Raw genomic sequence first — 19,576 nt, forward strand, 5'->3', positions numbered from 1 at the left:
GTGCGTAATGATCCGTCGGTGCTGCACGTCGACCTGGACGCGTTCTTCGCGGCCGTCGAGCAGCGGGACAAGCCGTCGCTGCGGGGCAAGCCCGTGGTGGTCGGCGGGATCGGCGTGCGCGGAGTGGTGTCCACGGCGTCGTACGAGGCCCGCCGGTACGGCGTCCGGTCGGCGATGTCGACCGCGGAGGCACGCTCCCGCTGCCCGCACGCGGCCTACCTGGGTCCGCGCTTCGAGGTGTACCGGGAGACCAGCCGCGCGGTGATGGCCGAGATGCGGGCGCTGTCGCCGCTGGTCGAGCCGCTGTCCGTGGACGAGGCGTTCGTCGACCTGTCCGCGAGCGGACTCACCGGGCTGACCGTCGACGACGTCCGGGCGATCGCGGACGACCTGAAGGCCGCGATCCGGAAGGTGAGCGGCGGGCTGACCGCGTCGGTCGGCGCGGGCACGTCGAAGCTGATCGCGAAGATCGCCAGCGAGCTCGACAAGCCGGACGGCGTGGTCGTGGTGCCGGCCGGGACCGAGGCGGAGTTCCTGGCGCCGATGCAGGTGACCGTGATCCCGGGCGTCGGGCCGGCGACGGCGCAGCGGCTGAGCATGGCCGGCGTCCGGACGGTCGCCGACCTGCAGCAGCTCGACGAGGACGAGCTGATCCGCCAGGTCGGCTCGGCGCACGGCACCAGCCTGCACCGGCTCGCGGTCGCGGCCGACGACCGTCCGGTGGTGAGCGACCGGGAGACGAAGTCGGTCAGCGTCGAGGACACGTTCGAGACCGACCTCATCGACCGCGCGCTGCTCACCGCGATCGGCGACCGGATGGCGCACCGGGTCGCCGAGCGGCTGCAGAAGGCGCAGCTGTCCGGGCGGACCGTCACCGTGAAGACCCGGATGCACGACTTCACCACGCACACCCGTTCGTCGACGCTGGCCGGGCCGACCGACGACGCCCGGGTGATCGCGCGGGTGGCCCGCCGGCTGCTCGAGGAGAGCGAGATCGGCGGCGGCATCCGCTTGCTCGGTGTAGGCGTCTCGTCACTCGCCGACTGGATCCAGGACGACCTGTTCACCGAGGACGAGCACGCGGCGAACCCGATCGAGGTGGTCGAGCTGCCGTCCCGGCGGCGCGATCAGCGCGGGTTCCACCCCGGACAGGACGTCGAGCACTCCGGCCACGGCCGCGGTTGGGTGTGGGGTTCCGGGCGCGGCCGGGTGACGGTCCGCTTCGAGACCGCGGACACACCGCCAGGCCCGGTACGGACGTTCTCGGTCGACGATCCGGCCCTCACCAAAGTGCAGCACACCGGTGCCGATGCAGACGGCGGACCCGAAACGGACCACAATGGGTCAGGTGACTGACGAGCGGCGGGGCGTGTACCCGTTCTGCGCGCCGTGTACCGCGGCGTCGGAGGCCTGGCGTACCGCCGAGCTGACAGGCCCGATGGGCGGCCGGTTCTACGGCCACCACGACGTCTGCGAGAACTGTGGGTCCTCGGTGCGGACCCTCTACAACACGGTGCTGTGGGTGCCGGTGTCGAAGGCCGGGCGGTACCGGATCATCCCGACCGGTGGCCGCTCGTACGTCGCCCGCCGGGTGGTCGACGAGCCGGTCGCTGCCGTCGTACGGCGGGAGCCGGTGGCGGTCGCGCATCCCGAGCTCGACGCCACCCCGGAGTACCGGCTGGCCGAGGCGTGCTGGGCCGAGAGCGAGCCCGGTCAGGCGCTGCCGCACTATCAGGCGGCCCTGGCCGAGCGGGAGCAGGTGCTGGCCGCGGACGATCCGGCGACGTTGCGGGTCCGGCTGCGGGTCGCGCAGGGACTGCTCGCGACGGCGAACTACGGTCGCGCGATCGCGTGGTTCGAGCTGATCACGCCGCAGCTGGTCGCGGTGTTCGGGCCGCATCACGAGCTCACCCGGGCGGCGACCGAGGCGGTGACCGGTGCGCGGCTGATGGTCGGCGGTCCGCGCTCGGAGGCGCTGCTGCTGACCGACATCGTTGCCGCTGACATCGATCGGCTCGCGGCCACGGACCGGCAACTGGTGCGCGATCGGGCAGCGTTGGGCAAGGCGTTGCTCGCGTGCGGCGACATCTCGGACGCGGTCGAGGCGCTGATCCAGGTGGTGCGCGACGCCGTACCGGGGCATCCGGACACTGCCGTCTATCGTGCGGCGCTGACCGAGGCGTGCGAGGTCGCCGAGGCGCGCGGGAAGAAGCGCGACGTCCAACTGGCCGGCGCGGCGCGGCAGTTGCTCAGCCGCGCAGACGCACCGACAAGCAGGTGACGCAGCCTTCCAGCTTCTCGAACTCGCTGATGTCGACGACGACCGGCGTGTAGCCGAGCCCCGCGAACAACTCCGCCGACTTCGGCGCCGACGCCGCCATCAACAGCCGGTCGTCATCCAGCAGTACGACGTGCGCACCCGCTTCCTCGGGCACCGCTCGGAAGCTGCCGAACGCGCCCGGGTCGTCCACCAGCGGCTCGTAGCCGATCACCGTCCCGTCAGGCAACGCCGTCACCGCCGACTTCAAATGCAACACCTTGCTAACGGGAACACCACGCACCACAGGCTCTCCCACCGCCCGCGCAGCGCCGGCTGAGCCGGCGGGTGCGGCGAGGGCTGCCCGGAGTTGGGCGATGCCGGCGGCATTCGTGCGGCCGCCCTGGCCGACGTAGATGGTGGAGCCGATCTTCAGCACATCGCCACCGTCGAGCGTGCCGGGTTCGACAATCGGTACGACGCGGTAGCCCTGAGCGGCCACCGTCTCCGCCGCGGCCGCTGCCTCCGCCCGGCGTTCCATGGCCCCAGCGCGGGCGATCACCGCCACGTCGCCGTACACCACCATCGTGTCCTCGACGAACACACCGTCCGGGCATTCGTCGATCGACGGCACCTCGACGGTCGTCCACCCCGCGCCGTGCAGCGCGTCGACGTACGCCTGCCACTGCCGCCTCGCCAGCCCGACATGCACCGGCTGCCGCTCGACATGTGTGACCAGCCCGTCAGCAAGCCGCGAGCTCGGACGGCGGACCAGGGCCTTCTGCATGGCTGCAGCGTATCCGTGCACCTGCAGCCTTCCGCGGCTGGCGCGGCCTGACCATGACACCCGCCGGCACGAAAACGTCACCGCTACCGCGTAACCGCACCCATGAGGCCGGAACCCACGCCGGCCGAGCGGCCGCGGTCACCCAGCCGAAGGCCCGTCGGCCGGGGCCCATTTGGGGCGGTCCAGCATCGGCGTTCCGCCGTTCGTCCAGTATTCGAATGGCTGGGCCAGCCCTCGGGCCACGCGCCAGTCCCGGACCTGCCGAAGGCAGCCCAGGACCGTCTCCTTGAACATGGCGCGTTCAAGTGTGTCGAGCGAAACCGAACAGATCGCCTTTGTATCCCTGTCGAAGCCGTAGAAGGGGGCGTGACGCTCCATGAGCACGTCGAAGCTCGGCGGGCAGGGCCAGGACCTCTGCCCTGCGGTCTGCGACCTTGACCGCGATGATGCCTTCGGTACCTGCGCTGTCGGCCATGGCATCCCCTCCTGGCTGTTCAAGTGCCGGGCGACACAAAGATCAGCCATCATGCCCGTCCGGCCTCGGCGGCGCCGAACTCCCCAACCTCACAACGCTCGCCAAACCCACTGGACTCGCCGGACTTGTCGCGGCCGGCCCGTCTACCCGGTTCGGCGGGTGTGGCTCACAGAGGCAGAGTGAGCCCTTCTTCTGCTGCGATCACTTCCCCGTCGAAGATCTGCTTGGCCTCTGCTACGGACACTGAGCGGTCGGATCCCGGCCAGAAGTGTGTCAGGAGCAGGCGCTTCGCACCGCGCGAACCGCGTGCGGCCTCGGCTGCCGTCATCAGATAGCGGTCAGAAGCATCACCCTGGAGCGTGGCGTCCGAGATGAACAGATCGGTCCCCTCGGCGAGCCTTCGCAGCTCCGGCGACGGTCCACTGTCGCCGGTGTACGCAACCGAAACCCCGGGCGCCGACAACCGCACCCCGAGATTCGTCTTGTAATGCGGCAGTTCCACCGTCAGTACGTCGAACGGCCCGATCCGCGTGGTCCCCGCCAACTCGTGCACGTCGAACACCTCCGCCGGATCAGGCTCCGGCTCGAGCGCACGCAGTACGTCGAGAACACCCGGGGCACAGTGCAGCGCAACCGGCGGCGCGTCGGGCGCCTCGTAGTGCCGCACACGCGCGAGGGCGCTCACATCGACGCAGTGGTCCGGGTGCTGGTGGGTCACCACGACCGCGTCGACCTCACCCCGCGGGCAGTGCTCCAGCAGACGCGGCAGCGCGGCGTACCCGAGATCGAGCACCACGCGGAACCCGTCGTACTCCAGCAGGAATCCGGCGCACGCCCGGCCCGCCTCCGGCCAGGCGCCGCAGGAGCCCAGGACGGTCAGCGACCTCACGCGAACGGACGATCGCTCGGCACGATCTCCTTGCCGAGCGGCAGCAGCGAGACCGGGATCAGCTTGAAGTTCGCGATGCCGAGCGGGATGCCGATCACCGTCAGGCAGAGCGCGATCCCGGTGGTCAGGTGGCCGAGCGCCAGCCACCAGCCGGCGAAGACGATCCAGATCAGGTTGCCGAGCAGCGCGCCCGCGCCGGCGCTGCGCTTGTCGACGACCGTCCGGCCGAACGGCCACAGGGTGTACCCGGCGATCCGGAACGCGGCGATCCCGAACGGGATCGTGACGATCAGCACGCAGCAGATGATCCCGGCGACCGTGTACCCGACCGCCAGCCAGAACCCGGCCAGCACCAGCCAGATCAGGTTGAGAAGCGTCTTCATGTCTCCCAGCGTGCCACCTGACGGGTGTGTTCCCGGACGAGTTCGGCCACAAGTCCGGGATCGTTCCGGGGCATCCAGTGGCCACCCCTGACCACCTTCACGGTCAGGTTCGAGGCCCAGCGCGCGACGGAGGTCTGCAGCGGGGTGGTGACGTACAGGTCGGCGTCGGGCGACACCGCCAGCACAGGTACGTCGGTACGGCGCTCCGCGGGCCGCAGCAGGTGCCGGACGACGTTCGCACGGTAGAGCTTCATACCGTTGACGTAGTCGCCGAGCGCGCGGTGGTGGTCCGGGTCCTGCTTATCGAGGAGGTTGACGGCGCGCTGCGCCCATCCTTTGCGCCAGGCAAGCTCCGGGAGCCAAGGGAGGTGGAGGTAGAAGATGTACCAGGAGTGCAGCAGTTGTTTGAGTACTGCGCGGTTGCCTTGGCGAAGGAAGTATCCGGCATGGTCCAGTGACGGCCCCGAGATGGACGTAAAAGACGCGATCCGATCCTGCAAGTCAGGGTCGGTCACAAAATGCCACGCCTGAATCGACCCCCAGTCGTGCGCCAGCACATGCACCTCCCGCCCGGCCTGATCGAGTACCGCCTGGAAATCTTCTTGGAGGCGGTCCAGGGAGTACGCGGAGGTGCTGATCGGGTGGTCGGACTCGCCGGCTCCTCGTACGTCGTACGTGACGACCTCGAAGTCCTCCGCGAGCAGTTCGGCCACCGGCTCCCACAACGCGGCGTTGTCCGGATAGCCGTGCACACATACGAGAACCGGCGCACCCGGGTTCGCGTAGGTGTAGACGGCGATGCGGGTGCCGTCGGAGCTAGTAGTTGCCGACTTCGAGGGTGGCAAAGGTCATCCCCGCTTTCATCAGGCGTTCGCGCAGGGCGGGGCCCATGGCTGCGGCTGTTGTGGTTTGGCCGGCGGTCTCCGGGAGGTCGTCGAGGGCCAGGCAGAGGGCGCTTTCACCCAGCATCTTGGCGGTCTCGTCGTACCCGGGGTCGCGGCCGGCCACCTCGGTGACGACCTGTTTGCCGCCACCGCGGCCCACGAAGCGGACGTTGAACCAGGAGCGGGCACGGGTCTCGAGGCTCGGGCCGTCGCCGGGCTGCAGCCGCTTGAGCAGCGCGTTCCGTACCGGCGGCACCTGCGCGCCGGCGACCAGCAGGCCTACCCCACCGATGCCTGCGGCAACAGCCGGCAGGCGCTTCATCGCGGCGTAGTGCGAGTACCTGAAGTCGGGTCCGTAGCGGTCGAGGAGCCGCCCCGAGAACCCGACGATCTGTGGGTCGATCGTCGGCAGCGGAACCGCCCAGAACCCTTGCTGGCGGTGGATCCGGCCCGTCACCGCACGCGCCTTCCGCCCCTGCGGCCGGGCCTCCGCGGCCCGCCGTGCCCGGTGCGCGTCGAGGTTCTGCTTCGGCCGCGAGAACGCCGTGATCGCCGTGTGGAACGTCCCACCCGACGGCCGGCCACCGGCCCGGAGCAGACCGTCGACCTGGATCGGCACGTTCTCGGGCAGCTGCTCCACGGTGTACTGCACCCCGAGGTCGTACGGGATCGAGTCGAAGCCGCACGCGTGGATGATCCGCGCCCCGGTCTGCTTGGCGCGCTCGTCGTACCGCACGTACATCAGGTCCAGGAACTCCGGCTCGCCGGTCAGATCGAGGTACCCCGTCCCGGCCTCGGCACAGGCCGCCACGAGCGGTTCGCCGTACTGCACGTAGGGGCCGACCGTCGTCGCGACCACCTTCGCCGACTCGGCCAGCGCACGCAGCGACTCGGCGTCCGTGACGTCGGCGTACAGGACGTCCTTGCCGAACCGCTCCAGCTTGGCCTTGTTGCGTCCGGCAACGGCCCAGCGGAACCCCTCCGGCGCGTTCTTCTCCAGGTACTCCGCGGTCAGCGCGCCTGTGAACCCGGACGCCCCGAGCAGTACGACGTCGTACGCGCGGCTCATTTCCCGGCAGCCTTCTCGGTATCGGCCAGGCCGCCCGCGCCGGTCGGCCGGGAGGACGCTTCCGCGCCGCGTGCCTGGACGTCGGCGAGCGCCGCCGCGTCCGCCTTCGGGACGCTGAACCGCGAACCCGCCTCGATGAGGTGCGGCAGCACCCACCGGACCACCTTCAGCGCGCCGATCCAGCCGGGCACGTGCACGGTCCGCGAGCGCTTCGTGATCCCCTCGACGAACTTGCCGACCGCGAAGTCCAGCGGGTACGTCCTGCTCACCATCGGGATCCCGGTCCGGACCTTGCCGAACACCGGGTGCGTGTCGACGCCGCGCACCATGTCGGTGTCCACGAACGTCATGTGCGCGACGCCGACCCGCACGCCGAGGTGCTTCAGCTCCGGCCGCAACGTGTCGCCCATCGCCTCGACACCGGCCTTCGCCACGTTGTACGACGCGAGCCCCGGGATGTGCACGATCGCGGCCAGCGACGACACCAGCAGGAGGTACCCCTTGCTCTCCAGCAGGTACGGCAGCGTCAGGTGCACGGTCCGCCAGACACCGAGCAGGTCCACGTCGATGACCCGCTCCCAGGCCTTCGGGTCCATGCTCCGGGTGAAGCCCGGCGCGGCGATGCCGGCGTTCGCCATCACGACGTCGATCCGCCCGTACCGCTCCGCGATCCCCTCGACGGCGGCCTGCAGGGAGTCGACGTCCGTGACGTCGGCCTCCCACCAGCCCGCGTCCGGGCCGCAGTCCTCGGCGACCTTCTTCAGCTCGTCCGGCTCCAGGCCGACGAGGGCGAGGGTGGCGCCGTCCTGCGCCAGCTTCCGGGCGACCGCGGCACCGATCCCCCGGGAGGCTCCGGTGACGAGCACGACTTGACCGGCCAACGGACGCATCGGGAACCTCCAGCTTGTTGAGTGGATACTCAACAGTAAGTGCTTGTTGACCGATTACTCAATAGACTGGCTGCTATGACCCAGACCTCATCCTCCAGGCTGCGCCCCGGCGAACGGCGCGCGCAGATCCTGGCCGCCGCCCGGCGCGTACTGCTCGCGGACCCGCACCGCGAGCTCACGGTGGAGCTGGTCGCCGCCGAGGCGGGGGTCTCCCCCGCACTGCTGTTCCACTACTTCGGCTCGAAGAAGAAGTTCCAGTACGCCGTCATCGAGGAGGCGGCCGCCGAGGTCATGCTGCGGACCGCTCCGGACCCGTCGTTGCCGCCGGCCGAGCAACTCCGGGCCGGCATCCGCGCGTTCGTCCGCGCCGTACTCGAGGCCCCGCAGCTGTACCGGGCGACGCTGCTGATGTCCGCGGCCGGCGACCCCGAGATCCGGGCGCTGCACTCCGACCTGCGGCGGGTGTTCAGCCAGTGGGTGATCGGCGCGGTCGCCGAGCGTGGCATCGAGGTCACCCCCGTCGTCGAGCTCGCCTGTCACGGCTGGCAGGGTTACGTCGAACAGACCCTGCTGGTGTGGATCGACGACCCGACCGTCTCGCCGGAAGCTCTCGAGCATCTCTGTGAACAGTCGCTGGACGCGATCCTTTCGACGACGACCTAGTGAGTCACATGAACAAGTTCTTCCTGATCGTCCACATCCTCGCCGCCGTCCTCTGCGTCGGCCCCGTCACCGTCGCGGCCAGCATGTTCCCGCCGCTCGCGCGGAAGCTGCTGACCGCGGAGACCCCCGACGCGGGCGGGCTGCCGGTGCTGCACCGGATCACCGAGGTGTACGCGTGGGCGAGCCTCGCGGTACCGCTGTTCGGGTTCGCGCTCGCGGGCAGCATGCACGTGATGGGCGAGGCGTGGCTGATCAGCTCGATCGTGCTGACGCTGGCCGCGGCGCTAGTGCTCGCGTACCTCGTCGTCCCGGCCCAGTCCGCCGTACTCGCGGTCGCCGGCGGTACGGCGGAGGAACGCGGCGCCGTGCTGTCGAAGGCGAAGCAGCTCTCGATGACGTCCGGGATCTTCGGCCTGCTCTGGCTGATCGTGCTGGTGCTGATGGTGGTCAAGCCCGGGCATCACGGAGGGTAAGGTCTTGCCGTGCTGGTTGCCACGGTGAACGTGAACGGGATCAGGGCCGCCTTCCGGCGCGGGATGGGGCCGTGGCTGCAGGACGTCGACCCGGACTTGCTGCTGATGCAGGAAGTCCGCGCGCCTGACGACGTTCTGCGCGATCTGCTCGGCGGCGACTGGAACGTCGCGCACGCCGAGCCCGCCAGCGACGGGCACAAGGGCCGCGCCGGTGTCGCGGTGGCGACCCGGCGGCCGATCAAGGGCGAGCGCGGCGACATCGGCCCGGAGCGGTTCGACGGCTCCGGGCGGTGGGTCGAGGCGGACGTGGTCCTCGACGACGGATCGACTCTGACGGCGATCAGCACGTACGTCTTCACCGGCGAGTTCGAGACGCCGCCGCGGCAGGAGGAGAAGTACGCGTTCCTGGACGCGATCACCGCACGGCTGACCGATCTGCGCGCCGACGGCCGGCACGTGCTGATGTGCGGCGACCTGAACATCGCGCACCGCGAGGAAGACCTGAAGGCCTGGAAGGCGAACCGCAAGAAGAGCGGCTTCCTGCCCGAGGAACGCGCCTGGCTGGACCGGCTGTTCGAGGCCGGCTGGGTCGACCTCGGCCGCAGGTTCGGCGGCGACGGCCCCGGCCCGTACTCGTGGTGGTCCTGGCGCGGCAAGGCCTTCGACAACGACGCGGGCTGGCGCATCGACTACCAGATCGCCTCCCCCGAGTTCGCGACCACCGCGAAGAACTGCGTCGTCCACCGCGCCCCCACCTACGCCGAACGCTGGAGCGACCACGCCCCGGTCGTCGCGACGTACGCCCTCTAACCGACCCGTGGCCCTATGAATACACCACCATCTGCATCGGAGCGGACCGACGGATCGTCAGTGCGGATCGGCGCTCTGGTTCCGCTCACCCGGCCCGGCTGGGTCGAGGCAGGCCGGCATCTGCTCGCTGGACTCGAGCTTGCCGCTCGCGAAGTCAATGACACCGGCGGGATCGCCGGACGACCACTCGAGCTGGTCGTCCGAGACACCGCAGCCGATCCTCAGAAGGCCGCGGCGGCCGTGGACGAATTGGCCGGCCTGGGCGTGGCTGCCTTGGCAGGGGAATATCACAGTGTCGTGGCGCGCACCGCTGCTGCCAGGGCCGATGCCCTCGGGCTGCCGTTTCTCTGCTCGTCGGCGGTTCTCGACGCGCTCACCGAACAACCAACGGATTGGGTCGCGCGCCTCGCGCCACCGCAGTCCCGCGGCTGGCAGCTGTACGCCGACTTCCTCCTCCGCGCGGGCCACCGCCGAATCGCCGTGGCTACCCAGCCGACCGTCTACTGGGCGTCCGGGACCCGCATCCTGCGGGACAGTCTCGCTCCCCGCGGCGGCACCGTCATCGAGCTCGACATGAGCGCGCTCACGCCCGCCGCCGTGTGCGACGAGCTCGCCGCCCAGCGGGCGACGGCCCTCCTTCTTCTGGTCGGCCATCCGGAGCCGGCCGTGCCGATCGTCAAGGCGGTTCGCCGCGACCAGCGCCTCGCCGAGGTCATGCTGGGTGCTCCGGCAGGGCAACCGGAGTTCACCGAATGGGCGGCGCTGCTCGGCGACGACGGCGCCGCGATCCCGTTCTTGCGCTACCTGCCCGAGCGCCTCGGCCCGCTCGGTACCCGAGTCGAGACCACGCTCCGCGAGCGGCTCGGCGGAGCGCCCTCCTTTGTCGCCTTCGAGGGCTACGACACGGTCGCCGTTCTGGCCGACGTACTGCGTTCTCAGGGCGCGGACCGGGCGCGCATTGCCGACTTCTGGCCGCGTGTTGCCGTCGAGGGCACCCGTGGGCAGATCCAGTTCTCCCGCACGCCAGGCATCAGCGTCTGGCAATGGGCCGGTACGCCGATCCAGGTCGTCGATCGAGATCCGGCGGAAGCCGATCGCTTCCGGATCCTTCACGCCGGCGGAGAGAGCACGGCGGCACAACCGCCCACCACCTGAGCTGGGTTCTTCGCGCGGGTTCAGCGGCCGCCGCTCACCTGTCGCCTGGTGTCGCGGGTAGTCTCACCGCATGGCTGAGTCTTCTTCTGTTACGCCGCCGGTTGCTGCCCGGAAACCGGTCGAGCGGACGCACCACGGCGACACGTTCGTCGACGAGTACGAGTGGCTGCGGGACAAGTCCGACGACGAGGTCCTGGGGTACCTGCGGGCCGAGAACGCGTACACCGAGGCGCGCACCGCACACCAGGAATCGTTGCGTGAGGCAATCTTCAAGGAGATCTCCGACCGCACGCTGCAGACCGACCTGAGCGTGCCGGCCCGGCGCGGCGGGTACTGGTACTACTCGCGCACGATCGAGGGACAGCAGTACGCGCTGCACTGCCGGGTGAAGGTCGACGGCGACCAGCCGCCCGCGACCGACGGCGAGATCGCCGGCGAAGAGGTGATGCTGGACGGCAACGAGGTCGCGGGCGACTCCGAGTTCTTCTCGCTCGGCACCATCGACGTCTCCCCCGACGGCCGGCTGCTGGCGTACTCCGTCGACGTCAAGGGCGACGAGCGGTTCACGCTGCGGATCAAGGACCTGAGCACCGGCGAGCTGCTGCCGGACGAGCTGCCCGACGTGCACTACGGCTCCGCGTGGTCCGCCGACAACTCGACGCTCTTCTACACCAAGGTCGACGACGCCTGGCGCCCGTACCAGGTCTGGCGGCACACCCTGGGTAGGACGGACGACGTCCTGGTCATGGAGGAGCCCGACGAGCGGTTCTGGGTCGGCGTCGACCTGACCCGCAACGAGCAGGCGATCATGATCGCGCTCGGCAGCAAGCTGACCAGCGAGGTCTGGCTGCTCGACGCCCAGGACCCGGCCGGCGAGCCGGTCGTCGTGGCGCCGCGCCGCGAGGGCGTCGAGTACGACGTGGAGCACGCCGGCGACCAGCTGCTGATCACCCACAACGCCGACGCCGCGAACTTCTCCCTCGCCTCCGCGCCACTCGACTCCCCCGGCGACTGGACGACGCTGATCGAGGGCGACGAGACCAGCCGGCTGCTCGGCGCGGACGCGTTCGCCGACCACGTCATCCTCTACCGCCGCCGCGACGCGCTCACCGAGCTGGCGATCATGAGGCGGACCGGCGACAGCTTCGGTGACCCGGAGGCGCTGGAGTTCGACGAGCCGATCTACACGGTATCGCCGGGCCGCAACGACGAATGGCAGGACACCCGGTACCGGTTCGGCTACACGTCCCTCGTGACGCCCGGTTCGACGTACGACGTGGACGTGGCGACGGGTGAACGGCGACTGCTGAAGCAGCAGCCGGTGCTCGGCGGCGTCGACCTCAGCGACTACACGCAGTACCGCGAGTGGGCGACCGCGCCGGACGGGACCAAGGTGCCGATCTCGATGGTCGCGCGCAAGGAGGTCGCCAAGGACGGGAACGCGCCGGTCGTGCTCTACGGGTACGGCTCGTACGAGAGCTCGATGGACCCCTGGTTCTCGATCCCGCGGCTGTCGTTGCTGGACCGTGGCGTGGTGTTCGCGATCGCCCACGTGCGCGGCGGCGGCGAGCTCGGCCGGCACTGGTACGACGACGGCAAGATGCTCACCAAGCGGAACACCTTCACCGACTTCGTCGCGGCCGCCGAGCACCTGGTGCAGGCCGGCTGGACGAAGCCGGAGCGGCTCGTCGCGCAGGGCGGCAGCGCCGGCGGCCTGCTGATGGGCGCGGTCGCGAACCTGGCCCCGGAAGCGTTCGCCGGAATCGTCGCCGAGGTCCCGTTCGTGGACGCGCTGACGTCGATTCTGGACCCGTCGCTTCCGCTCACCGTGATCGAGTGGGAGGAATGGGGCAATCCGCTCGCGGACCCCGAGGTGTATGCGTACATGAAGTCCTACTCGCCGTACGAAAACGTCACCGCGCAGCACTATCCGGCGATCCTGGCGATCACCAGCCTGAACGACACCCGGGTGTTGTACGTCGAGCCGGCGAAGTGGGTGGCGAAACTCCGGGCCACCGCGACCGGTGATTCCGACGTACTGCTGAAGACCGAGATGGAGGCCGGGCACGGCGGCCGCAGCGGGCGGTACGACGCCTGGCGAGAGGTCGCGTTCGCGCTCGCCTGGGAACTGGACACCCTCGGCCTGGGCTGAATCCAGCGCCGAATCCAGCCCGAATCCGGCTGAAAAGCGGGAATTTCCGCCCCCGGGTGTGTGTTGTGCAGCACATCCGCGGGCGGATTTCTGCGTTGTTTCTCAGGTTCGCCGCGGAGTGTTGCGCCGAATATCGCCACCAGGCCTTGGGACACCGGTTTCCAGCGTGGATTCGGTGCCGGGAACTCTCAGGGAACCTTCAGGGTGTTTACACACTGGTACCGGAATCTTGAACCCTACTCGAGCGTTGCTCTCCATGTAACGACGAAGGGAGTTTCGGTGGCTCGCATGACTCGTGTCCGGGTGACGGACGACGGTATCGACGGCAAGGACAGCGTAGGTCTCTACCTGGAAGAGATCGCGCGCACTCCGCTGCTGACGGCTGAGGAAGAGGTCGAGCTCGCTGAGACGGTCGAGGCAGGACTCCTGGCGGAGCAACTGCTGGCCGAGGGGCGGGTTGGACGGAAGAAGGGCGGAGCGCCCAAATATGCGACGGAGGAAGAGCTGGAGTGGCTGGCCGAAGAGGGCCGGCGCGCACAGCAGCGGTTCGTGACCGCGAATCTCCGGCTCGTGGTGTCGATCGCGCGCCGCTACGGGCGGTCCCAGATGCCGCTGCTGGACCTGGTCCAGGAGGGCAACACGGGGCTGATCCGGGCGGTGGAGAAGTTCGACTACCGGAAGGGATTCAAGTTCTCGACGTACGCGACCTGGTGGGTGCGGCAGGCGATCACCCGCGGTATCGCGCAGCAGGCCCGGGTGGTCCGGCTGCCGGTGCACGTGGTGGAGCAGCTGAACCAGATCGGGTCGGCACGGCGGACGCTGGAGCGCAAGCTCGGGCGGGAGCCGGAGATCGCCGAGATCGCGGCGGAGCTGGGCCTGGACCCGGAGCGGGTCACCGAACTGATCCGCATCGGCCGGGACCACATCAGCCTGAACAGCCCGGTCGACGACGAGGGTGAGACCTCGCTGGGTGACCTGATCGCGGCCGAGACCGCGCCGGGTCCGGACCAGCTGGTCGCCGATGCGTCGGACCGCTCGGGCCTGTTCAGCCTGGTCGACCAGCTCGACCCGCGGTCGGCGGACGTGATCCGGCGACGGTACGGTCTGCACGATGGCCGCCAGGCCAAGCTGGCCGACATCGGCGCGGTGCACGGCATCTCGGCGGAGCGGGTTCGCCAGATCGAGCGCGAGGCGCTGGGCCGCCTCCGCCTGATGGCAGATCCGACCCTGGCGGCGTAACACCCCACCCCGAAACCCCTCAGGACCCCTGGGCCACGATCTGGCCCGGGGGTCCTTCGGTTTCAGGCGGCGGCCTCGTTCCAGCTGTCGATCAGGGCCGGCAGGTCGGACAGGTGCTGGACGGTGGCGTCCGGCGTACCTTCCGTATGGCCGATCTGCTCGCGCGGGATCGCGCTGTGCGGCAGGTGGGCCGCGCGCATGCCGGCGTTCTGCGCGCCCCAGACGTCGTCGAACAGCCGGTCGCCGACGAACAGGCACCGGGACGGATCGGACACCCCGACCGCCCGCATCGCCGCCAGGAACGCCTCCGGGTGCGGCTTGGTGTGCGCGATCTCGCTGGTGTAGACAGCGCCGTCGAACAGCTCCAGCACGCCGTCCCGCGCGAAGATCTCCTCGTGCCGCCGCCGCGGCCAGATCGTGTTCGACAGGACGCCGAGCTTCAGCCCACCGTCCCGCAGTGCCTGCAGGGTCTCGGCCGCGTCCGGCTCGAGGACCGTGTGCGGGTCCCACTGGCGCTCGTACTCCGCGAGGCCGTCCGGCGTCATCACGATCTCCGCCAGCGCGCACACCTCGTCGAACGTGCTGCTCCGATGCTGGTCGCGGGACCGCCGCCAGACCGAGCCCTCGGCCGCGACCAGCCGGGCCGCCAGCTCGTCGGCGTTCGCCTCGTCGAGCACGGTGGTCACCGCCCGCCAGGTCTCGTGCAGGGAGATGTCGTGCCAGGTTGCCAGCGTGCCGCCCCAGTCGAACAGCACGGCCTCGATCTTCACGTTCGTCACCCGGCAAAGCCTGCCAGAGCCGACCGACAGTTCTCGCGTCCTTTTCGGTGCAACTCAGCTCAGGCGGCCGAGCTCGCGCCGCCGCGCCAGCCAGGTGACCGCGAACGCGTACGCCCCGAGGCAGATCACGTCGGACGCGAGCAGCGTCCACGGCGCGCCGCCCTGCTGGTTCCACTCGCTGCCGTGACCCATTGCCAACGGCAACAAGAACGCGACCAGGTTGTTCGTCGCGTGCAGCGCGATCCCGGACTCCAGTCCCCCGGTCCGTACCGTCAGCCAGCCGACCGTCACCGCGAACAGGAAGACGTCGGCCATCGCCCAGCCGCTGTACCCGTGCGCCGACACGAACGCGGCGGCACCGATCACGATCCCCGGCCACGGCGACCGGAACAGCCGGCGCAACCACGGCGCCCGTCCCTCCGCGCTGTCCGGCCCGTACGCCCCGACCGCCTGGATCACCCAGCCGCGGAACACGAACTCCTCCGCCGTCGACTGGAACGGCACCAGCACCAGGATCAGCAGCGCCGGTCCGACGAACGCCCCGAGGCCGATCCACGCACCGCCTTCACTGCCGATCGCGTCCTGCGGCGGGAACACCGCGTCGACGAGCAGGCCCATCAGGTACGACAGCACGACGTACCCCAGCGCCGGCAGGCAGCACCAGAGCAGCCAGCGCCAGCGGATCCTGTTCAGTACCGAGGCGACGCTCCAGAACGGCCGCCGCTGCACGATCCACGCGGCCAGGCCGACGAGCGGTGTCAGGACCGCGAGCAGTACCAGCGAGAGCGCCAGGTTCTCGGTGGCGCTCGGGAAGATGTCCGCGCCCTGCGGCGTGCCGAACGGGCCGGCCACCAGCTCGTGCACGATCACCCAGGCGACCACCACGAACATCATCACGCAGAACGCCATCGCGGCGAGCAGCACCGAGCCGAGGACCGGGCGCCACCAGGTGTGCTTCGATGTCCGGGCCAGCCGGTGGTACGGCGTTCCGGCCGGTGCCGGGACGATGCGCGGCTCCCGGTAGGCGTACGGCAGGCCGGGCTGACCATAGGGGTGCGCGTACGGCGCCGGCTGCTGCCCCCCGGTCTGCGGATACGTCTGCGGATACGGCTGCGGATATGGCTGCGGATACTGGCCGGGCGGCTGCTGTGGACCTGGCTGGCCATACGGCCCAGGCGTGCCGGGGTGGGGCGGCGGCGGTGGGTACTGCCCCGGCTGGGAGTATGGGCCCGGTTGCGGAGACGGCCCGGGCTGTTGCGGGTCCATGACTGGACTCTAGAAGATCGGGCCAACTGGACGGAGGGAGAGCACGGTGGTTACGGAACCGGATCGGGAGACGGACGCTTTGCCGCAGTCCGTACTGATGCCGTTGAGCGGCTCGGCCATCTTCCTCGTGGTGCAGATCGAGCCCGACGGCGAGGACCGCGCCCGGGATCTGCTCGAGCGCCTCAGCGGCCTGGTGCGCTCTGTCGGCTTCCGTGTACCGGCAGGCAACCTGTCCTGCGTCACGGGTGTCGGATCGGACGCCTGGGACCGGTTGTTCGGCGGACCCCGCCCCGCCGAGCTGCACCCGTTCGTCGAGCTCAAGGGCAAGACGCACCAGGCACCGTCGACGCCCGGCGACCTGCTGTTCCACATCCGGGCCACGCACCAGGACCAGTGCTTCGAGCTCGCCGCGCAGATCATGAACGTGCTCGGCGGCGCCGCCACGGTCGTCGACGAGGTGCACGGCTTCAAGTACTTCGAGATGCGCGACCTGCTCGGCTTCGTCGACGGCACCGAGAACCCGACGGGTGCCGAGGCCCGGGACGCCGTACTGGTCGGCGACGAGGACCCGGACTTCCGCGGCGGCAGCTACGTGATCGTGCAGAAGTACCTGCACGACCTGAAGGCGTGGAACTCGCTGACCGTCGAGCAGCAGGAGCTCGCGGTCGGCCGGAGCAAGCTCGACGACATCGAGATGGACGACGCCAAGAAGCCCGGCAACGCGCACATCGTGCTGAACGTGGTCGAGGACGAGGACGGCAACGAGCTGCAGATCCTGCGCGACAACATGCCGTTCGGCACCGTCGGCACGCAGGAGTTCGGCACCTACTTCATCGGCTACGCGAAGACGCCGGCGGTCACCGAGCTGATGCTGCGGCGGATGTTCATCGGAGTACCCGAGGGCAACCACGACCGGCTGCTCGACTTCTCCACCGCGGTCACCGGCGGCCTGTTCTTCACGCCGCCGGCGGAGTTCCTGGACGACCTTCCGCCGGCGGCTTGCCGAGCAAGTTGATCACGGTGGCCGTTCCGTTGGCATGCCCAACGGCGTACAGGTAGCCGGCCTTGGTGTCCTCGTCGGTACCGAGCAGGTGCGTGCGGTAGCGGAAAGTCGCGCTTCTCCGGACTGTCGGTAGGGCGAGAGACACTTGGGGCATGTTGCTGATCAAGCTGGTGGAGACCTCGGCGGCGCTGGCCGGGACCCGGTCGCGGCTGCAGAAGGCCGGGTTCATCGCCGGACTGCTGTCCGGGGCCACCGAGCCGGCCGAGATCGAGATCATCGTGACGTACCTGTCCGGCGAGCTGCGGCAACGGCGTACCGGGGTCGGCTGGCGGACGTTGACGGAGGCTCCCGCCCCGGCCGCGGAGTCCTCGTTGACCGTCACCGAGGTGGACCGGGCGTTCGCGGAGCTGGCCGAGATGTCGGGCGCCGGTGTGCAGGCGCGACGCCGGGCCGCGGTGGACGCGTTGTTCGAGCGTGCGACCGAGGACGAGCAGCGGTTCCTCCGGCTGCTCGTCGGCGGTGAGCTGCGACAGGGCGCGCTGGACGGCGTGATGGCCGACGCGGTCGCGCGGGCGACCGGCATTCCGCTGGACAAGATCCGGGCCGCGGCGATGCTGCGCGGAGCGACGGCCCCGGTCGCGGTCGCCGTACTGACGGAGGGCGAGGCGGGCCTTGCGCAGTTCGGGCTCGAGGTCGGGCGCGGGGTGCAGCCGATGCTCGCGCAGTCGGCGACCACGGTCGCGGAGGCGCTGGAGAAGACCGGTACGCCGGCAGCGCTCGAGTGGAAGCTCGACGGCATCCGGATCCAGGCGCACCGCGACGGCGATCGCGTAGTCGTCTACACGCGGACGCTGGACGACATCACCGCGCGGGTGCCCGAGGTGGTCACAGCCGTGCTGGCGCTGGACGCGCAGCAGGTCGTGCTGGACGGTGAGCTGATCGCGCTGCGGGCGGACGGGCGGCCGGAGCCGTTCCAGGTCACCGGGTCGCGCACGGCCACCCGTGCCGGGACGGGGCCGGAGAGCGTGCCGTTGACGCCGTACTTCTTCGACATCCTGCATCTCGACGGCCAGGATCTGCTCGGGCTCGACGGTGCGACCCGGCACCAGTGGCTCTCGAAGCTGCTGCCCGAGGAGCGCCGGATCCCGCGCCTCGTCACGTCCGACGCGGAGGCGGGGCAGGCGTTCTTCGACGACGCCGTACGGCGGGGGCACGAGGGTGTCGTGGTGAAATCGCTGACGGTTCCGTATGAGGCAGGTCGGCGCGGGTCGGGGTGGGTGAAGGTCAAGCAGACGTTCACCCTCGACCTGCTGGTGCTGGCCGCGGAGTGGGGGCACGGTCGGCGCAAGGGCTGGCTGTCGAACCTGCACCTCGCGGCGCGCGACGAGACCACGGGCGAGTTCGTGATGCTCGGGAAGACGTTCAAGGGGCTGACCGACGAGCTGCTGCGCTGGCAGACGGAGCGGTTCCAGGAGCTCGCCGTACGCCGGGACGACTGGGTCGTGCACATCCGGCCGGAAGTGGTGGTGGAGATCGCGTTCGACGGGGTGCAGACTTCACCGCGGTACCCGGCCGGGATGGCGCTGCGATTCGCCCGGGTGATCCGGTACCGCGAGGACAAGCGGCCGGCCGACGTGGACACCGTGCAGACCGTGCGGGCGATCCACACCGGCCCTGAACCTGTAGTCGAGATCGAGGAGCGCGTCGATGACTGAGGACCCCGATGCTGTCACCCGGCGGATCGCCCGCGCGGCGCTCGACCGCGACGACCCGACCGGCTGGTTCGAGAACCTGTACGCCGCTGCGGCCGACGGCGAGGCGGTCGTGCCGTGGGACCGCGGTACGGCGCATCAACTGCTCGCGGACTGGATCGACGAGTCCGAGCCGGACGGCACCGGCAAGACCGCGGTGGTCGTCGGCGCCGGTACCGGCTGGGACGCCGAACTGATCGTCGACCGCGGCTACGACACGACCGCGTTCGACATCTCCCCCAGCGCGATCGAGACCGCCCACCGCAACCACCCGGCCTCGAAGACGCACTACGTCGTCGCCGACCTCCTCAACCCACCCGCCGACTGGCACCACGCGTTCGACCTGGTCGTCGAGATCTACACGGTCCAAGCCCTCCCGATTCCCCTGCAACCCGACGCCATCGCCCACGTCACCGACCTGGTAGCCCCCGGCGGCACCCTCCTGGTCATCGCCGCCGCCCGCCCCGACGACCAGCCAGACACCACCCTCCAAGGCCCACCCTGGCCCCTCACCCGCGCCACCATCCACTCCTTCACCACACCGGACCTCCATCTCATCCAACTCGACCAAGCCCCCAGCCCCACCGACCCCACCCTCCACCGCTGGCGCGCGGAGTACCTCCGCGACTGAGATCCGATGGGAACATTTGT

Annotated in this window: 20 protein-coding genes; 11 read left to right on the forward strand and 9 right to left on the reverse strand. The window is 69.9% G+C overall.

Going from position 1 to position 19,576, the window contains the following annotated elements; translation table 11 throughout:
* The gene (locus tag JOF29_RS20165; RefSeq protein WP_209695708.1) at positions 1-1,356 is read left to right on the forward strand and encodes a DNA polymerase IV; all 1,356 of its coding nucleotides are present in this window, start codon (positions 1-3) and stop codon (positions 1,354-1,356) included.
* Positions 1,349-2,281, forward strand: coding sequence for a tetratricopeptide repeat protein (locus tag JOF29_RS20170; protein WP_209695709.1), 933 nt, complete (start codon positions 1,349-1,351; stop codon positions 2,279-2,281). The genes JOF29_RS20165 and JOF29_RS20170 overlap by 8 nt, the downstream gene beginning before the upstream one ends.
* On the opposite strand, the gene ddaH is transcribed toward JOF29_RS20170, so the two are convergent.
* The 7 genes from ddaH to JOF29_RS20205 form a co-directional block, all read right to left on the reverse strand.
* Positions 2,250-3,044, reverse strand: a complete 795-nt coding sequence (ddaH, locus tag JOF29_RS20175; protein ID WP_209695710.1) for a dimethylargininase — start codon at positions 3,042-3,044, stop codon at positions 2,250-2,252. The two genes, JOF29_RS20170 and ddaH, sit on opposite strands and share 32 nt — an antisense overlap.
* A gap of 138 nt (positions 3,045-3,182) precedes the next feature.
* Positions 3,183-3,422 carry a hypothetical protein gene (locus JOF29_RS20180; protein WP_209695711.1) on the reverse strand — a complete coding sequence of 80 codons (240 nt, stop codon included), beginning with the start codon at positions 3,420-3,422 and terminating at the stop codon, positions 3,183-3,185.
* Between the two features lie 263 nt (positions 3,423-3,685).
* Complete coding sequence (locus JOF29_RS20185) at positions 3,686-4,408, reverse strand: MBL fold metallo-hydrolase (protein ID WP_209695712.1); 723 nt, start codon at positions 4,406-4,408, stop codon at positions 3,686-3,688.
* The gene (locus JOF29_RS20190) at positions 4,405-4,791 is read right to left on the reverse strand and encodes a YccF domain-containing protein (RefSeq protein ID WP_209695713.1); all 387 of its coding nucleotides are present in this window, start codon (positions 4,789-4,791) and stop codon (positions 4,405-4,407) included. Before JOF29_RS20190 ends, JOF29_RS20185 begins: the two co-directional genes overlap by 4 nt.
* Positions 4,788-5,636, reverse strand: a complete 849-nt coding sequence (locus JOF29_RS20195) for an alpha/beta fold hydrolase (RefSeq protein WP_209695714.1) — start codon at positions 5,634-5,636, stop codon at positions 4,788-4,790. The genes JOF29_RS20190 and JOF29_RS20195 overlap by 4 nt, the downstream gene beginning before the upstream one ends.
* The gene (locus tag JOF29_RS20200; protein WP_209695715.1) at positions 5,608-6,744 is read right to left on the reverse strand and encodes a saccharopine dehydrogenase family protein; all 1,137 of its coding nucleotides are present in this window, start codon (positions 6,742-6,744) and stop codon (positions 5,608-5,610) included. Before JOF29_RS20200 ends, JOF29_RS20195 begins: the two co-directional genes overlap by 29 nt.
* Positions 6,741-7,634 carry an SDR family oxidoreductase gene (locus JOF29_RS20205; protein WP_245357680.1) on the reverse strand — a complete coding sequence of 298 codons (894 nt, stop codon included), beginning with the start codon at positions 7,632-7,634 and terminating at the stop codon, positions 6,741-6,743. The genes JOF29_RS20200 and JOF29_RS20205 overlap by 4 nt, the downstream gene beginning before the upstream one ends.
* A 75-nt stretch (positions 7,635-7,709) precedes the next feature.
* Here JOF29_RS20205 and JOF29_RS20210 point away from each other — a divergent pair, with 75 nt between their 5' ends.
* From JOF29_RS20210 to JOF29_RS20235, 6 genes are all read left to right on the forward strand, one after another.
* The gene (locus JOF29_RS20210; protein WP_209695716.1) at positions 7,710-8,297 is read left to right on the forward strand and encodes a TetR/AcrR family transcriptional regulator; all 588 of its coding nucleotides are present in this window, start codon (positions 7,710-7,712) and stop codon (positions 8,295-8,297) included.
* 8 nt (positions 8,298-8,305) lie between these two features.
* Positions 8,306-8,770 carry a hypothetical protein gene (locus JOF29_RS20215; RefSeq protein ID WP_209695717.1) on the forward strand — a complete coding sequence of 155 codons (465 nt, stop codon included), beginning with the start codon at positions 8,306-8,308 and terminating at the stop codon, positions 8,768-8,770.
* A 9-nt stretch (positions 8,771-8,779) separates the two neighbouring features.
* Positions 8,780-9,580 (forward strand): exodeoxyribonuclease III, encoded by an 801-nt coding sequence (gene xth, locus JOF29_RS20220; protein ID WP_209695718.1) that lies wholly within the window; start codon positions 8,780-8,782, stop codon positions 9,578-9,580.
* A gap of 15 nt (positions 9,581-9,595) precedes the next feature.
* On the forward strand, positions 9,596-10,735 hold the full coding sequence (locus JOF29_RS20225) for an ABC transporter substrate-binding protein (protein ID WP_209695719.1): 1,140 nt from the start codon (positions 9,596-9,598) through the stop codon (positions 10,733-10,735).
* A 70-nt stretch (positions 10,736-10,805) separates the two neighbouring features.
* Positions 10,806-12,887: a S9 family peptidase gene (locus JOF29_RS20230; protein WP_209695720.1), complete on the forward strand. Its 2,082-nt coding sequence runs from the start codon at positions 10,806-10,808 to the stop codon at positions 12,885-12,887.
* Between the two features lie 279 nt (positions 12,888-13,166).
* Entirely contained in the window at positions 13,167-14,126 is a 960-nt protein-coding gene (locus tag JOF29_RS20235) for a sigma-70 family RNA polymerase sigma factor (protein ID WP_209695721.1), read from the forward strand.
* A 62-nt stretch (positions 14,127-14,188) separates the two neighbouring features.
* Here the strand turns inward: JOF29_RS20235 and JOF29_RS20240 are convergent, their stop codons facing one another.
* Both JOF29_RS20240 and JOF29_RS20245 read right to left on the reverse strand, forming a co-directional pair.
* On the reverse strand, positions 14,189-14,905 hold the full coding sequence (locus JOF29_RS20240) for an HAD family hydrolase (protein ID WP_209695722.1): 717 nt from the start codon (positions 14,903-14,905) through the stop codon (positions 14,189-14,191).
* Between the two features lie 54 nt (positions 14,906-14,959).
* Positions 14,960-16,171 carry a CPBP family intramembrane glutamic endopeptidase gene (locus tag JOF29_RS20245; protein ID WP_209695723.1) on the reverse strand — a complete coding sequence of 404 codons (1,212 nt, stop codon included), beginning with the start codon at positions 16,169-16,171 and terminating at the stop codon, positions 14,960-14,962.
* 46 nt (positions 16,172-16,217) lie between these two features.
* Between JOF29_RS20245 and JOF29_RS20250 the strand changes: the two genes are divergently transcribed.
* The 3 genes from JOF29_RS20250 to JOF29_RS20260 all read left to right on the forward strand — a co-directional run bounded on the left by JOF29_RS20250 (position 16,218) and on the right by JOF29_RS20260 (position 19,556).
* The gene (locus JOF29_RS20250; RefSeq protein ID WP_307863491.1) at positions 16,218-17,186 is read left to right on the forward strand and encodes a Dyp-type peroxidase; all 969 of its coding nucleotides are present in this window, start codon (positions 16,218-16,220) and stop codon (positions 17,184-17,186) included.
* Between the two features lie 140 nt (positions 17,187-17,326).
* On the forward strand, positions 17,327-18,889 hold the full coding sequence (locus JOF29_RS20255; protein ID WP_209695724.1) for an ATP-dependent DNA ligase: 1,563 nt from the start codon (positions 17,327-17,329) through the stop codon (positions 18,887-18,889).
* The gene (locus JOF29_RS20260; RefSeq protein ID WP_209695725.1) at positions 18,882-19,556 is read left to right on the forward strand and encodes a class I SAM-dependent methyltransferase; all 675 of its coding nucleotides are present in this window, start codon (positions 18,882-18,884) and stop codon (positions 19,554-19,556) included. The genes JOF29_RS20255 and JOF29_RS20260 overlap by 8 nt, the downstream gene beginning before the upstream one ends.
* The last annotated feature ends 20 nt before the right edge of the window (positions 19,557-19,576 follow it).

The organism is Kribbella aluminosa (assembly GCF_017876295.1).
GTDB lineage: Bacteria > Actinomycetota > Actinomycetes > Propionibacteriales > Kribbellaceae > Kribbella > Kribbella aluminosa.